Origin of the sequence: Nonomuraea sp. NPDC050383 (genome assembly GCF_044459125.1) — a bacterium.
GTDB lineage: Bacteria > Actinomycetota > Actinomycetes > Streptosporangiales > Streptosporangiaceae > Nonomuraea.
Genome location: NZ_JBITIP010000022.1, coordinates 1 through 15,350, shown reverse-complemented (window position 1 = coordinate 15,350; position 15,350 = coordinate 1). Strand labels below are relative to the sequence as shown.

Annotated in this window: 12 protein-coding genes; 2 read left to right on the top strand and 10 right to left on the bottom strand. The window is 66.7% G+C overall.

Annotated features, from left to right (window positions below; translation table 11 throughout):
* Positions 1 to 101: 101 nt before the first annotated feature.
* The 8 genes from rplW to rpsL all read right to left on the bottom strand — a co-directional run bounded on the left by rplW (position 102) and on the right by rpsL (position 6,657).
* Entirely contained in the window at positions 102 to 404 is a 303-nt protein-coding gene (gene rplW / locus ACIBG4_RS36230) for a 50S ribosomal protein L23 (protein WP_020542309.1), read from the bottom strand.
* Complete coding sequence (gene rplD, locus ACIBG4_RS36225; protein ID WP_397206291.1) at positions 404 to 1,066, bottom strand: 50S ribosomal protein L4; 663 nt, start codon at positions 1,064 to 1,066, stop codon at positions 404 to 406. Before rplD ends, rplW begins: the two co-directional genes overlap by 1 nt.
* Complete coding sequence (gene rplC, locus ACIBG4_RS36220; protein ID WP_148439698.1) at positions 1,063 to 1,716, bottom strand: 50S ribosomal protein L3; 654 nt, start codon at positions 1,714 to 1,716, stop codon at positions 1,063 to 1,065. The genes rplD and rplC overlap by 4 nt, the downstream gene beginning before the upstream one ends.
* Before the next feature lie 14 nt (positions 1,717 to 1,730).
* Positions 1,731 to 2,039, bottom strand: a complete 309-nt coding sequence (rpsJ, locus tag ACIBG4_RS36215) for a 30S ribosomal protein S10 (protein ID WP_030912931.1) — start codon at positions 2,037 to 2,039, stop codon at positions 1,731 to 1,733.
* Positions 2,040 to 2,310: 271 nt separating this feature from the next.
* Positions 2,311 to 3,504 carry an elongation factor Tu gene (gene tuf / locus ACIBG4_RS36210; protein WP_175587904.1) on the bottom strand — a complete coding sequence of 398 codons (1,194 nt, stop codon included), beginning with the start codon at positions 3,502 to 3,504 and terminating at the stop codon, positions 2,311 to 2,313.
* Positions 3,505 to 3,670: 166 nt separating this feature from the next.
* Complete coding sequence (gene fusA / locus ACIBG4_RS36205; RefSeq protein WP_397206438.1) at positions 3,671 to 5,719, bottom strand: elongation factor G; 2,049 nt, start codon at positions 5,717 to 5,719, stop codon at positions 3,671 to 3,673.
* 90 nt (positions 5,720 to 5,809) lie between these two features.
* Complete coding sequence (gene rpsG, locus ACIBG4_RS36200; RefSeq protein WP_055505082.1) at positions 5,810 to 6,280, bottom strand: 30S ribosomal protein S7; 471 nt, start codon at positions 6,278 to 6,280, stop codon at positions 5,810 to 5,812.
* A gap of 2 nt (positions 6,281 to 6,282) precedes the next feature.
* Positions 6,283 to 6,657, bottom strand: a complete 375-nt coding sequence (rpsL, locus tag ACIBG4_RS36195) for a 30S ribosomal protein S12 (RefSeq protein ID WP_020542315.1) — start codon at positions 6,655 to 6,657, stop codon at positions 6,283 to 6,285.
* 467 nt (positions 6,658 to 7,124) lie between these two features.
* Between rpsL and ACIBG4_RS36190 the strand changes: the two genes are divergently transcribed.
* On the top strand, positions 7,125 to 7,826 hold the full coding sequence (locus ACIBG4_RS36190; RefSeq protein ID WP_397206288.1) for a DUF2975 domain-containing protein: 702 nt from the start codon (positions 7,125 to 7,127) through the stop codon (positions 7,824 to 7,826).
* Entirely contained in the window at positions 7,826 to 8,059 is a 234-nt protein-coding gene (locus ACIBG4_RS36185) for a helix-turn-helix transcriptional regulator (protein WP_310708529.1), read from the top strand. Before ACIBG4_RS36190 ends, ACIBG4_RS36185 begins: the two co-directional genes overlap by 1 nt.
* 128 nt (positions 8,060 to 8,187) lie before the next feature.
* Here ACIBG4_RS36185 and ACIBG4_RS36180 read toward each other — a convergent pair whose 3' ends face one another.
* Positions 8,188 to 12,063, bottom strand: coding sequence for a DNA-directed RNA polymerase subunit beta' (locus tag ACIBG4_RS36180; RefSeq protein ID WP_355451695.1), 3,876 nt, complete (start codon positions 12,061 to 12,063; stop codon positions 8,188 to 8,190).
* A gap of 17 nt (positions 12,064 to 12,080) precedes the next feature.
* The coding region (rpoB, locus tag ACIBG4_RS36175; protein WP_397206285.1) for a DNA-directed RNA polymerase subunit beta at positions 12,081 to 15,350 on the bottom strand (3,270 nt) is incomplete at its 5' end.

The following is a 15,350-nucleotide window of genomic DNA, read 5'->3' as shown; positions in this document are numbered from 1 at the left end:
TCGTTCATCCTTCGTCGGTTACATGGGTGAGCCCGCCGCACCGAAGTGCGACGGTCTCAAGCCCTTCACGGGCCTCGCGACCCGCTCTCTTTCTGTGGCTGCTAGCCGATCTGACCGAAGATGTCGATCCGATCGCCCTCGACCAGGCTCACGATCGCGCGCTTGGTGTCGGGACGCTTGCCGTAACCGGTGCGGGTGCGCTTGCGCTTGCCCTGCCGGTTGATCGTGTTCACGCTGGTGACCTTGACCCCGAAGATCTGCTCGACGGCGATCTTGACCTGGGTCTTGTTCGCGGTCTTCTTCACCAGGAACGTGTACTTGTTGTTCTCATCGATCAGGCCGTAGCTCTTCTCGGAGACGACCGGCTTGATGATGACGTCGCGCGGGTCGGCGATCTTCTCCATCAGGCGTCTTCCTTCTCACTCTGAGCTGCCGCCTGAGCCGACAGCCGCGCCACGACCTGGTCGTAGGCCTCACGGGTGAAGACCACGTCGTCGTTGCAGAGCACGTCGTAGGTGTTGAGCTGCCCGGCGTCCAGCAGGTGGACCTCCGGGGCGTTGCGCAGGCTCAGCCAGGTGCGCTGGTCAGCCTCGTCGACGACGAGGAGGACGGACCTGGCCTGCGTGATGTTACGCAGGGCCTGCAGCGCCGCCTTGGTCTTCGGGGTCTCCCCCTCGACCAGGCCGCTCACCACGTGCACGCGACCGCCGCCGGCCCGGTCCGAGAGGGCCCCGCGCAGGGCGGCGGCCTTCATCTTCTTGGGCGTGCGCTGCGAGTAGTCGCGCGGCACCGGGCCGTGGACGACGCCACCACCGGTGAACTGCGGGGCGCGGGTCGAGCCCTGACGGGCGCGGCCGGTGCCCTTCTGGCGGTACGGCTTCTTGCCGCCGCCGCTGACCTCACCACGGGTCTTGGCCTTGTGGGTGCCCTGCCGGCGAGCGGCGAGCTGGGCCACGACCACCTGGTGGATCAGAGGAATGTTGACCTTGGCGCCGAAGATGTCTTCGGGAAGGTCGACGGTGCCCGCCTTGGCGCCGCTGGCGTCGAGGACGTCAATGCTGGTCACTTGGCAGCCCCCTTCTTTGCAGCGGTGCGGACGAGGACCAGGCTGCCGTTGGCGCCGGGGATCGCACCCTTGATGAGGATGAGTCCCTTCTCGGCGTCGACGGCGTGAACCTTGAGGCTCTGCACAGTGGTGCGGACGTTACCCATCCGACCAGCCATGCGCAGACCCTTGAACACGCGGCCCGGGGTGGCGCAGCCACCGATGGAACCCGGCGAGCGGTGCTTGCGCTGCGTACCGTGCGACGCGCCCAGACCACCGAAGCCGTGCCGCTTCATGACACCGGCGAAGCCCTTGCCCTTGCTCTTGCCCGTCACGTCGACGAACTGGCCGGCCTCGAAGGTGTCGGCCAGCAGCTCCTGGCCCAGGGTGTAGTCGCTCGCGTCGTCGGTGCGGATCTCCGCGAAGTAACGGCGCGGGGTGATGTCGTGCTTGCGCAGGTAGTCGCCGAGCGGCTTGTTGACCTTCCGGGGGTCGACCTGCCCGAAGCCGAGCTGAACGGCGGAGTAGCCGTCCTTCTCCGCGGTGCGGACGCGGGTCACCACACACGGACCGGCCTCGACCACGGTGACCGGAACGAGCCGGTTGTCCGCGTCGAAGACCTGGGTCATGCCGAGCTTCTTGCCCAGGACGCCCTTGATCGTCTTAGCCATGTCAGTGTGATCCCTCAGAGCTTGATCGAAATGTCGACGCCCGCGGGGAGGTCGAGCCGCATGAGCGAGTCGACGGTCTTGGGCGTCGGGTCGATGATGTCAATCAGCCGCTTGTGCGTGCGCATCTCGAAGTGCTCGCGGCTGTCCTTGTACTTGTGCGGCGAGCGGATGACGCAGTACACGTTCTTCTCGGTCGGCAGCGGCACCGGGCCCGCGACCTTCGCACCAGTCCGCGTCACCGTCTCGACGATCTTCTTGGCCGAAACGTCGATGACCTCGTGGTCATAGGCCTTGAGCCGAATGCGGATCTTCTGTCCCGCCATAGTGGCCTCGGTGTCCTTCGCTGTCGTCTGAAAAAGTATCGTGCGGCCTGTTGCCGCTGATCGGTCGCGGGCGTGAACCCGCATGGCCCCACGTGACAGACGCAGATGATCTGCCGTTTCTTCCGTGATCCGGCAGTTACTTCGGTCACTGCCGAAGCCACTGCGAGATCACGGCGTTGCGTGGGACCTGGACGGAGCCTCACGGCTCCGGCCTGTCGTGGTGCGGCGGCCGGCCCCTGATAGGAGGGCCGGCCACCGCCCCGCGATCGCGCTACTTGATGATCTTCGTGACCCGACCGGCGCCGACGGTGCGGCCACCCTCACGGATCGCGAACTTCAGGCCTTCCTCCATGGCGATGGGCTGGATCAGCTCAACGCGCATTTCGGTGTTGTCGCCCGGCATGACCATCTCGGTGCCCTCGGGGAGGTGCACGACACCGGTCACGTCAGTCGTACGGAAGTAGAACTGCGGGCGGTAGTTGTTGAAGAACGGCGTGTGGCGGCCGCCCTCGTCCTTGGACAGGATGTAGACCTGGCCCTCGAACTCGGTGTGCGGGGTGGTCGTGCCCGGCTTGATGATGCACTGGCCGCGCTCGACGTCGTCGCGCTTGATGCCGCGGAGCAGCAGCGCGGCGTTGTCGCCCGCGTGACCCTCGTCGAGCATCTTGTTGAACATCTCGATGCTGGTGACGGTGGTGGTCGTCTTCTCCGGCTTGATGCCGATGATGTCGACCTGCTCGTTGACCTTGACGATGCCGCGCTCGATACGGCCGGTGACGACCGTGCCACGACCGGTGATCGAGAACACGTCCTCGACCGGCATGAGGAACGGCTTCTCCGTCTCACGGGGCGGCTCGGGCACGTTCTCGTCGACGGCGTTCATCAGCTCGATGATGCTGTCGGCCCACTTCTCGTCGCCCTCAAGAGCCTTGAGCGCGGAGACGCGGACGACCGGCAGGTCGTCGCCGGGGAACTCCTGAGCGGACAGGAGCTCACGAACCTCGAGCTCGACGAGCTCCAGGATCTCCTCGTCGTCCACCATGTCGGACTTGTTGAGGGCCACGACGATGTAGGGGACGCCGACCTGGCGGGCCAGGAGGACGTGCTCCTTCGTCTGCGGCATCGGGCCGTCGGTGGCGGCGACCACGAGGATCGCGCCGTCCATCTGAGCGGCACCGGTGATCATGTTCTTCACGTAGTCGGCGTGACCGGGGCAGTCCACGTGGGCGTAGTGGCGCTTCTCGGTCTGGTACTCGACGTGCGCGATGGAGATCGTAATGCCGCGGGCCTTCTCCTCAGGCGCCTTGTCGATCTTGTCGAACGGCGTAGCCTGGTTCAGCTCGGGGTAACGGTCGTGGAGCACCTTGGTGATCGCCGCGGTCAGCGTGGTCTTACCGTGGTCGATATGCCCAATGGTGCCGATGTTCATGTGCGGCTTGTTCCGCTCGAACTTGGCCTTGCCCACTGGCTTCTCTCCTTGAGAATCTGACTGACTTTCGTCTGCACACTCGGGCCCGGGTCTTCCCGAACCCCTAGGCGGCGGGGCGGCTCGCACCACCCCGCCAGAGGCCGAGGCCTCTTCAACGGCCGGACGCCGGCGAACCGGCGCCCCGCCTGGTGGGGTCCCGGGACTATTCGCCCCGGGCCTTCGCGACGATCTCCTTGGCGATGCCCGGAGGCACCTCCGAGTAGGAGTCGAACTGCATGCTGTAGCTCGCGCGCCCCTGCGTCTTGCTACGCAGGTCACCAACGTAGCCGAACATCTCAGACAGCGGCACGAGCGCCGTGACGACGCGGGCGCCGGCCCGCTCGTCCATGGACTGGATCTGCCCGCGGCGACCGTTGAGGTCACCGATGACGTCACCCATGTAGTCCTCGGGCGTGGTGACCTCGACGGCCATCATCGGCTCGAGGAGCACGGCGTCCGCCTTGCGCGCGGCCTCCTTGAAGGCCATCGAGCCAGCGATCTTGAACGCCATTTCCGAGGAGTCGACGTCGTGCGCGGCACCGTCGGTCAGCGTCACCTTCACGCCCACCATCGGGTAGCCGGCCAGCACGCCGAACTCGGCGGCCTCCTGAGCGCCCGCGTCGACCGAGGGGATGTACTCCCTCGGGATGCGGCCACCGGTGACCTTGTTCTCGAACTCGTAGCCGTCGTTGCCTTCGCCCAGCGGTTCGAGGTTGATGATCACCCGCGCGAACTGACCGGAACCACCGGTCTGCTTCTTGTGGGTGTAGTCGAGCTTCTCCACCTTGCGGCGGATGGTCTCGCGGTAGGCGACCTGAGGACGGCCGACGTTCGCCTCGACCTTGAACTCGCGGCGCATCCGGTCGACCAGGATCTCCAGGTGGAGCTCGCCCATGCCCCAGATGACCGTCTGACCGGTCTCCTCGTCACGGCGAACCTGGAAGGACGGGTCCTCCTCGGCCAGCCGCTGGATGGCGGTGGAGAGCTTCTCCTGGTCACCCTTGGTCTTGGGCTCGATGGCGACGTTGATGACCGGGGCCGGGAACGTCATCGACTCGAGCACGACCTGGTGGGTCGGGTCGGACAAGGTGTCGCCGGTGGTGGTGTCCTTCAGACCCATCACGGCGACGATCTGACCAGCGATCGCCGTCGGGCGCTCTTCGCGCTTGTTGGCGTGCATCTGGTAGATCTTGCCGATCCGCTCCTTCTTCCCCTTCACAGAGTTGACAACCTGTGAACCGGTCTCGAGCGTGCCCGAGTAGATGCGGATGTAGGTGAGCTTGCCCAGATGCGGGTCGCTGGCGATCTTGAAGGCCAGAGCGGAGAACGGCTCGGTCGGGTCCGCGTGACGCTCGATCACCTCTTCCTCCTTGCCGACCGCGTGGCCCTTGAAGGCCGGGATGTCGGTCGGGGCGGGGAGGTAGGCGACGATCGCGTCGAGCAGGGGCTGCACGCCCTTGTTCTTGAACGCGGTGCCGCAGAGAACCGGGTTGATGGCGCTGGCCAGCGTGGCGCGGCGGATGGCCGCGATCAGCTGCTCCTCGGTGGGCTCGGTGCCCTCGAGGAAGAGCTCCATCAGCTCGTCGTCGTTCTCGGCGACGGTCTCGATGAGCCGGTCGCGCCACTCACGGGCGGCCTCGGCGTGGTCGGCCGGGATGTCGACGGTGTCGTACATCTCGCCCTTCGCCGCCTCGGCGCTCCAGATGAGGGCCTTCATCTTGATGAGGTCGATGACGCCCTTGAAGTCGGCCTCAACGCCCCACGGAAGCTGGATGACCGCCGGGGTGGCGCCCAGACGGTTGACCATCATGTCGACGCAGCGGTGGAACTCCGCGCCGACACGGTCCATCTTGTTCACGAAGCAGATGCGGGGAACTTCGTAGCGGTCAGCCTGGCGCCACACCGTCTCCGACTGCGGCTCGACACCAGCGACACCGTCGAACACGGCGACCGCACCGTCGAGGACGCGGAGCGAACGCTCCACCTCGATCGTGAAGTCGACGTGACCCGGGGTGTCGATGATGTTGATGGTGTGACCGAGCCACTCGCAGGTCGTCGCGGCCGACGTGATCGTGATGCCGCGCTCCTGCTCCTGCTCCATCCAGTCCATCGTGGCAGCGCCCTCGTGGACTTCACCGATCTTGTAGTTGATGCCGGTGTAGAACAGGATGCGCTCGGTCGTGGTGGTCTTGCCCGCGTCGATATGGGCCATGATCCCGATGTTGCGGACCTTGGCCAGGTCAAGAGCGGTCGTGGTGGCCACTTCTCTCGCGTCCTCGTCGTCTCGTCGAACCCGCCGGGGTTACCAGCGGTAGTGGGCGAAGGCCTTGTTGGACTCGGCCATCTTGTGGGTGTCCTCGCGCTTCTTCACGCTCGCCCCGAGGCCGTTGCTGGCGTCGAGGAGCTCGTTCATGAGGCGCTCGGTCATGGTCTTCTCGCGGCGGGCGCGGGAGTACTGCACCAGCCAGCGCAGGGCCAGGGTGGTGCTGCGCGCGGCGCGCACCTCGACCGGCACCTGGTAGGTCGCGCCACCGACGCGGCGGCTGCGGACCTCGAGGGTCGGCTTGACGTTGTCGAGCGCGCGCTTGAGGGTGACGACCGGGTCGTTGCCCGTCTTGTCCCTGCAGCCCTCGAGGGCGCCGTAGACGATCGACTGCGCGATGGAGCGCTTGCCGTCCAGGAGCACCTTGTTGATCAGGGCGGTGACCAGCGGCGAACTGTAAACCGGGTCAGCCATGAGCTGACGACGGCCAGGAGAACCCTTGCGAGGCATTGTTAGCTCTTCTCCTTCTTCGCGCCGTAGCGGCTACGGGCCTGCTTGCGGTTGCGGACACCCTGGGTGTCAAGCGAGCCGCGGATGATCTTGTAGCGAACACCCGGCAGGTCCTTCACACGACCGCCACGCACGAGCACGATGGAGTGCTCCTGCAGGTTGTGACCCACACCGGGGATGTAGGCCGTGACCTCGATGCCGTTGGTGAGCCGAACACGGGCCACCTTGCGCAGTGCCGAGTTGGGCTTCTTCGGGGTCGTGGTGTACACGCGCTGGCAGACGCCGCGGCGCTGCGGACTCCCCTTGAGGGCAGGAGTCTTGGTCTTTGAGACCTTGTCCTGCCGGCCCTTGCGGACCAACTGCTGAATAGTGGGCACTGCCACTCCGTTTCGTGCCTTGGCCGGTGTACGTCAAGTTGTGCGATTCGCAGGTACTGCCGGTGTCATGACCTGCTGTTTTTGCCTCCCCCAGCGCCCCCGCGGTCGGGCGTGTCGCGCTGTTCGCACAGACACATCCCCGTGGGTTACGAGCCAGGAAGCCGTCCCGCGCTCCCGAAACGAGCGCACGGTCGAGAGCCCGCATAGTAACGGGCACGATGCTCAAGACTACCTAGGTCGCTGCGACACGTCAAAACGGCGCGGCAAACCAGACAAGGCTTGCCACTCCGGATCGCAGCGGCCATCTCATCAAGGCCCGGACTACTGCTCCGCAGCCATGATATCCGCCCCGCGCCGTGCTTCGTCGCGCTTCCCGTCACACCGGCCACCGGAATTCCGTTGACTTCGTATCGATTTTCGATACTATCGGCTTTCGATACTATCGAACAACGATATGGAGCGGCTTCATGTCTTCCCGCGAAGCGTCCCATCTGCGGTGGACGGCGATCACGGTGCGCGTCCTGCTCGCGCTCCTCGCCGCCGTGACGGCGTACGAGATCGGCCGCGCGGCCGTGACCGGCGGCGAGAACGCCTTCTCCGACCGGGACAATCAGAGCCTGGTGTGCGCGCCGTCGCCGGGCCTCACGAATGTGGCGGGGAACGTCACGGAGGATCCGGCCATGCTCGCGGCCGTCAAGGGCTTCAAGGAACCCCCCTTTTACCTCTTTCCCCTGGCGAAGGGCGCCGAGGTCGTGGAGCCCATGCCGGAGCTCTGCAGGGACGACTCCTCGCTCGGTACCCAGCTCCTGTACCAGAGCTCCCGGTTCGCCACCACGCTCGTGCTGCTCGCGGCGCTCCTCCTGCTCGAACGGCTGATCCGGGCGGCCCGGCGGGAGGGCGGGTTCGACGAGGCGGTCGTCAGGCGCCTGCGGTTCCTCGGCGTCTTCCTGGCCGCCGGTACGCTCGTGTCGTCGCTCTACACGACGATCGCCGAGACCGGCCTGGCCCAGTCGATGGTGGCCGGCGCCCTCAGGAGGCCCTGGGAGCTCGCCCTGGACAACTGGGACTTCCCCTGGGCCTACCTGGTCGCCGGGGTCGGCCTCGTCGTGATGGCGAAGGTCGTCCGCGTCGGAGCGTCCATGCGCGAGGAACTCGAAGGAACCGTCTGATGCCACCCGAGGACAGCTCCGAGCACGCCATCGAGGTCCACCTGGACCGCCTGCTCGAAGAGCGCGGCATGACGCTGGTGGAGCTGGCCGACAAGGTCGGGATCACGAACGTGAACCTGTCGATTCTCAAGAACAACCGGGCCAAGGCGATCCGCTTCTCGACCCTGGCCAAGATCTGCGAGGTGCTCGGCTGCCAGCCGGGCGACCTGCTGTCCTTCACCCCGCCCCGGTAGCTCCGCCCGCCGCCCTTCTCCGCGGGGGCGGGAGCGGCCGCGGGCATGAGACATCCCCCTGAAACGCGGGCGCGCCCGGGGCCTCCAGTGGAGGCCCCGGGCGCGTCACGTACGGGACGGGTCCCGAACTACCGGTTGTACTGGCCGAAGTCGTACTCCTCCAGCGGCACGGCCTCGCCGCTGCCGGTGCCGAAGGTGTAGTCGGCCGCGGAGCCGTCGTAGCCGCCCACGGTGTACATGGCGGCCTTGGCCTCCTCGGTCGGCTCGACCCGGATGTTGCGGTACTGGGGCATGCCCGTACCGGCCGGGATGAGCTTACCGATGATGACGTTCTCCTTCAGGCCCAGGAGCGAGTCGGACTTGGCGTGGATCGCCGCGTCCGTCAGGACCCTGGTCGTCTCCTGGAAGGAGGCCGCCGACAGCCACGACTCGGTGGCGAGCGACGCCTTCGTGATGCCCATGAGCACCGGACGGCCGGCGGCCGGCGAGCCGCCCTCCGCCACCGTCTCGCGGTTCATCAGCTCGAAGCGCGGGCGCTCCACGAGCTCACCGGGCAGCAGGTCGGTGTCACCGGACTCCAGCACGTTCACGCGCTTGAGCATCTGCCGCACGATGATCTCGATGTGCTTGTCGTGGATCGACACACCCTGCGACCGGTAGACCTGCTGGACCTCCGCCACCAGGTGCAGCTGCACGGCCCGCGGGCCGAGGATGCGCAGCACCTCGTTGGGGTTGACCGCACCGGCGACCAGCTGCTGGCCGACGCCGACGTGCTGGCCGTCGGTGACGAGCAGGCGCGAGCGCATCGAGACCGGGTAGGCGATCTCCTCTGAACCGTCGTCCGGCGTGATGATGAGCTTCCTGGCCTTGTCGGTCTCGTCGATGCGGACCCGGCCCTCCGCCTCGGAGATCGGGGCGACACCCTTGGGGATGCGCGCCTCGAACAGCTCCTGGACTCGGGGCAGACCGTGCGTGATGTCGGCACCGGCCACACCACCGGTGTGGAAGGTACGCATCGTCAGCTGCGTGCCCGGCTCACCGATCGACTGGGCGGCGATGATGCCGACCGCCTCGCCGACGTCCACCAGCTTGCCGGTGGCCAGCGACCGGCCGTAGCAGGTCGCGCAGACACCGATCTTCGCCTCGCAGACGAGCGCGCTGCGGGTGCGGACGGTCTCGATGCCGGCCGCGACCAGCGCGGTCACGTGGTTGTCGTTGATGTCGACACCCTCGGCCGCGATGACCTTGCCGTCGACGACGACGTCCTCGGCCAGGATGCGGCCGTGCACGTTGGACTCGGCGTTCTCGGCCTTGACCAGGTTGCCCGACGCGTCGCGCTCGCCGACGTGCAGCGGGACCGCGCGGTCGGTGCCGCAGTCGATCTCGCGCACGATGACGTCCTGCGCCACGTCCACCAGACGACGGGTCAGGTAACCCGAGTCGGCGGTCCGCAGGGCGGTGTCGGCGAGACCCTTCCGCTGACCGTGGGTGGAGATGAAGTACTCCAGCACCGACAGGCCCTCGCGGAACGAGGCCTTGATCGGACGCGGGATCGTCTCACCCTTGGTGTTGGACACCAGGCCACGGATGCCGGCGATCTGACGCACCTGCATCTTGTTGCCTCGGGCGCCGGAGTTGACCATCATCCAGACCGGGTTGGTCGCCGGGAAGGCGTTGACCATGTCGGTCTCGACGTCGGCCGTCGCGTGCGTCCAGATCTCGATGAGCTCCTGACGGCGCTCCTCGTCGGTGATCAGACCACGCTCGTACTCACGCTGCACCTTGTCGGCGCGGCGCTCGTAGTTCTCCATGATGTCGGACTTGTTCGGCGGCGCGACGACGTCGTCGATGGCGATCGTGACGCCGGAACGGGTCGCCCAGCGGAAGCCCGCGTCCTTGAGCGCGTCGAGCGAGTTGGCGACCTCGACCTTGGGGTAGGTCTCGGCCAGCTCGTTCACGATCGTGGACAGCTGCTTCTTGCCGACCTGGAAGTTGACGAACGGGTAGCTCGCGGGCAGCGTCTGGTTGAACAGGCACCGGCCGAACGTCGTCTCCAGACGGATCGGGTCGCCCTGCTCCCAGCCCTCCGGCGCGACCCACTCACGCGGCGGAAGGACGTCCTTCAGCCGGATCTGGATCTTCGCCTGGATCTCCAGCTCGCGACGGTCGAAGGCCATCTGCGCCTCGGCGATCGAGCCGAAGACCCGGCCCTCGCCGACCGCGCCGTCCTTCTGCGTGGTCAGCCAGTACAGGCCGATGACCATGTCCTGGGTGGGCATCGTCACGGGCTTGCCGTCGGCCGGCTTGAGGATGTTGTTGGTCGAGAGCATCAGGATGCGTGCCTCGGCCTGGGCCTCGGCCGACAGCGGCAGGTGCACGGCCATCTGGTCGCCGTCGAAGTCCGCGTTGAACGCGGTGCAGACGAGCGGGTGGATCTGGATGGCCTTGCCCTCGACCAGCTGCGGCTCGAACGCCTGGATGCCGAGACGGTGCAGCGTCGGTGCGCGGTTGAGCAGCACCGGGTGCTCCGTGATGACCTCTTCCAGCACGTCCCACACCACGGGGCGGGCGCGCTCGACCATCCGCTTGGCCGACTTGATGTTCTGCGCGTGGTTGAGGTCCACGAGCCTCTTCATCACGAACGGCTTGAACAGCTCCAGCGCCATCTGCTTGGGCAGACCGCACTGGTGCAGCTTCAGCTGCGGGCCGACGACGATGACCGAACGGCCGGAGTAGTCGACTCGCTTGCCCAGCAGGTTCTGGCGGAAGCGGCCCTGCTTGCCCTTCAGCATGTCGCTGAGGGACTTCAGCGGACGGTTGCCGGGACCGGTGACCGGGCGACCGCGACGGCCGTTGTCGAACAGCGCGTCCACGGCCTCCTGGAGCATCCGCTTCTCGTTGTTCACGATGATCTCGGGCGCGCCGAGGTCGAGCAGACGCTTGAGGCGGTTGTTCCGGTTGATGACCCGGCGGTACAGGTCGTTCAGGTCGGAGGTCGCGAACCGGCCACCGTCGAGCTGCACCATCGGGCGCAGGTCCGGCGGGATGACCGGGATGCAGTCGAGCACCATGCCGCGCGGCGAGTTGGTGGTGTTGAGGAACGCCGACACGACCTTGAGCCGCTTGAGGGCGCGGGCCTTCTTCTGGCCCTTGCCGCTGCGGATCGTCTCGCGCAGGTTCTCGGCCTCGGCGTCGAGGTCGAAGCTGATCAGGCGGTCCTGGATCGCCTGCGCGCCCATGCCGCCCTTGAAGTAGCGGCCGAAGCGGTCGCGCATCTCGCGGTAGAGCAGCTCGTCGCCCTCGAGGTCCTGGACCTTGAGGTTCTTGAAGCGGCTCCAGACCTCGTCCAGCCGGTCCAGCTCGCGCTGGGCCCGGTCGCGGAGCTGACGCATCTCACGCTCGGCGCCCTCGCGGACCTTGCGGCGCTGGTCGCCCTTGGCGCCGGCGGCCTCCAGCTCGCCCAGGTCGGACTCGAGCTTCTTCTGCCGGGCCTCGACGTCGGCGTCGCGGCGCTGCTCGATGTGCTGCCGCTCGACGGAGATCTTCGCCTCCAGCGAGGGCAGGTCACGCTCACGCATCTCGGTGTCGACCTGCGTGATCATGTACGCCGCGAAGTAGATGACCTTCTCCAGGTCCTTCGGGGCGAGGTCGAGCAGGTAGCCGAGGCGCGACGGGACGCCCTTGAAGTACCAGATGTGCGTGACGGGGGCGGCCAGCTCGATGTGGCCCATCCGCTCACGGCGCACCTTGGCCCGGGTCACCTCGACGCCGCAGCGCTCACAGATGATGCCCTTGAACCGGACGCGCTTGTACTTGCCGCAGTAGCACTCCCAGTCGCGGGTCGGACCGAAGATCTTCTCGCAGAAGAGCCCGTCCTTCTCCGGCTTGAGGGTGCGGTAGTTGATGGTCTCCGGCTTCTTGACCTCGCCGTGCGACCACTGGCGGATGTCGTCGGCCGTCGCCAGGCCGATCCTGAGCTCGTCGAAGAAGTTGACGTCTAGCATTGTGTGCGATCTCCCCCTCAGACTTCTTCCACGCTGCTCGGCTCACGCCGGGACAGATCGATACCGAGCTCCTCCGCGGCGCGGAAGACGTCCTCGTCGGTGTCGCGCATCTCGATCGACATGCCGTCGCTGGACAGCACCTCGACGTTGAGACAGAGCGACTGCATCTCCTTGATGAGCACCTTGAAGGACTCGGGGATGCCGGGCTCGGGAATGTTCTCGCCCTTGACGATGGCCTCGTAGACCTTCACGCGGCCGAGGACGTCGTCGGACTTGATGGTCAGGAGCTCCTGCAGGGCGTAGGCGGCGCCGTACGCCTCCAGCGCCCACACCTCCATCTCACCGAAGCGCTGGCCACCGAACTGGGCCTTACCGCCGAGCGGCTGCTGGGTGATCATGGAGTACGGGCCGGTCGAACGGGCGTGGATCTTGTCGTCGACCAGGTGGAGCAGCTTCAGGATGTAGATGTAGCCGACCGAGATCGGGTACGGGAACGGCTCACCGGAGCGGCCGTCGAACAGGCGGGCCTTGCCGCTCGCCTGGACCATCCGGTCGCCGTCGCGGTTGGGCACGGTGGCGCCGAGCAGGCCGACGATCTCCTCCTCGTGGGCGCCGTCGAAGACCGGGGTGGCCATGTTGGTGCGCGGCTCGATCTGGGCGAAGCCCTTGTCGCGCAGCCGCTCGGCCCACGCCTCCTGGATGCCGGAGATGTCCCAGCCCCTGGCGGCGATCCACCCGAGGTGGGTCTCCAGCACCTGGCCGACGTTCATCCGGCCGGGCACGCCCAGCGGGTTGAGGATGATGTCGACCGGGGTGCCGTCCTCCAGGAACGGCATGTCCTCGACCGGCAGGATCTTGGAGATGACGCCCTTGTTGCCGTGCCGGCCGGCGAGCTTGTCACCGTCGGTGATCTTACGCTTCTGGGCCACGTACACGCGGACCAGCTCGTTGACACCGGGCGGCAGCTCGTCGCCCTCCTCGCGGGAGAAGACGCGAACGCCGATGACCTTGCCCTGCTCGCCGTGCGGCACCTTCAGGGAGGTGTCACGGACCTCGCGGGCCTTCTCACCGAAGATCGCGCGCAGCAGCCGTTCCTCGGGGGTCAGCTCGGTCTCGCCCTTGGGCGTGACCTTGCCGACGAGGATGTCGCCGGGGACGACCTCGGCGCCGATGCGGATGATGCCGCGCTCGTCGAGGTCGGCCAGGACCTCCTCGGAGACGTTCGGGATGTCCCGGGTGATCTCCTCCGGGCCCAGCTTGGTGTCACGGGCGTCGACCTCGTGCTCCTCGATGTGGATCGAGGACAGGACGTCGTCCTGCACCAGCCGCTGGGACAGGATGATCGCGTCTTCGTAGTTGTGGCCCTCCCACGGCATGAACGCCACGAGCAGGTTCTTGCCCAGCGCCATCTCGCCGTTGTCGGTGCAGGGACCGTCGGCGATGACCTGGTTGACCTCGACCCGGTCACCCTCGGCGACGATGGGCTTCTGGTTGAACGAGGTGCCCTGGTTGGAGCGCTTGAACTTGGCGATCCGGTAGGTGGTGCGCGTGCCGTCGTCGTTCATGACGGTGACGTAGTCGGCGGAGACCTCCTCGACCACACCGGCCTTCTCGGCGCTGATGACGTCACCGGCGTCGGTCGCGGCACGGTATTCCATGCCGGTGCCGACCAGCGGCGCCTCGCTCTTGAGCAGCGGCACCGACTGGCGCTGCATGTTGGAGCCCATGAGCGCGCGGTTGGCGTCGTCGTGCTCGAGGAAGGGGATCATCGCGGTGGCCACCGACACCATCTGGCGCGGCGACACGTCGATGTAGTCGACCTCCTCGGCACGAGCCAGCTCGGTCTCACCGCCCTTGGTGCGGACCAGGACGCGCGCCTCGGCGAACGTGCCGTCGGCGTTGAGCACCGTGTTGGCCTGCGCCTTGACGAAGCGGTCCTCCTCGTCGGCGGTGAGGTAGTCGATCTGCTCGGTCACCTTGCCGTCGACGACCTTGCGGTACGGGGTCTCGACGAAGCCGAACGCGTTGATGCGGCCGTAGGAGGCCAGCGAGCCGATCAGGCCGATGTTCGGGCCTTCAGGGGTCTCGATCGGGCACATGCGGCCGTAGTGGGACGGGTGCACGTCACGGACCTCGAAGCCGGCCCGCTCGCGCGACAGACCACCGGGGCCCAGCGCGGACAGACGCCGCTTGTGCGTCAGGCCGGCCAGCGGGTTGGTCTGGTCCATGAACTGCGACAGCTGCGAGGTGCCGAAGAACTCCTTGATCGACGCCACGACCGGGCGGATGTTGATCAGGGTCTGCGGCGTGATGGCCTCGACGTCCTGCGTGGTCATGCGCTCGCGGACGACGCGCTCCATGCGGGCCAGGCCCAGGCGGACCTGGTTCTGGATCAGCTCGCCGACGCTGCGCAGGCGGCGGTTGCCGAAGTGGTCGATGTCGTCGATCTCCACGATCACGGTGTCGATCGGCGCACCCTCGGCCGCCGGCATCGACTCCTCGCCGGCGTGCAGCCGGACGATGTACTCGATGGTGGCGACGATGTCCTCTTCGGTGAGCGTGCCCTGGGTGATCTCGCTGGCGACCCCGAGCTTCTTGTTGATCTTGTAACGACCCACCTTGGCGAGGTCGTAGCGCTTGGGGTTGAAGTACAGGTTCTCCAGCAGGGTCTGCGCCGACTCCTTGGTCGGCGGCTCGCCCGGACGGAGCTTGCGGTAGATGTCGAGCAGCGCGTCGTCCTGGCCGGCCGTGTGGTCCTTCTCCAGGGTGGCGCGCATCGACTCGTACTGGCCGAAGCGCTCGAGGATCTGGTCGTTGGTCCATCCCAGTGCCTTGAGAAGCACGGTGACGGCCTGCTTGCGCTTGCGGTCGATGCGCACACCGACGCTGTCGCGCTTGTCGATCTCGAACTCGAGCCAGGCGCCCCGCGAGGGGATCACCTTGCAGCCGTAGAGGTCCTTGTCGGACGTCTTGTCGACGTTGCGCTCGAAGTAGACACCGGGCGATCGGACGAGCTGGGAGACCACGACACGCTCGGTGCCGTTGATGATGAAGGTGCCCTTCGGGGTCATGAGCGGGAAATCGCCCATGAACACCGTCTGGCTCTTGATCTCACCGGTGGTGTTATTGATGAACTCCGCCGTCACGAACATCGGCGCGGAGAAGGTCATGTCCTTGTCTTTGCACTCATCTACTGAGTACTTGGGCGGTTCGAACCGGTGGTCGCGGAACGACAAGGACATGGTCCCCGAGAAGTCCTCGATGGGACTGATCTCTTCGAAGATCTC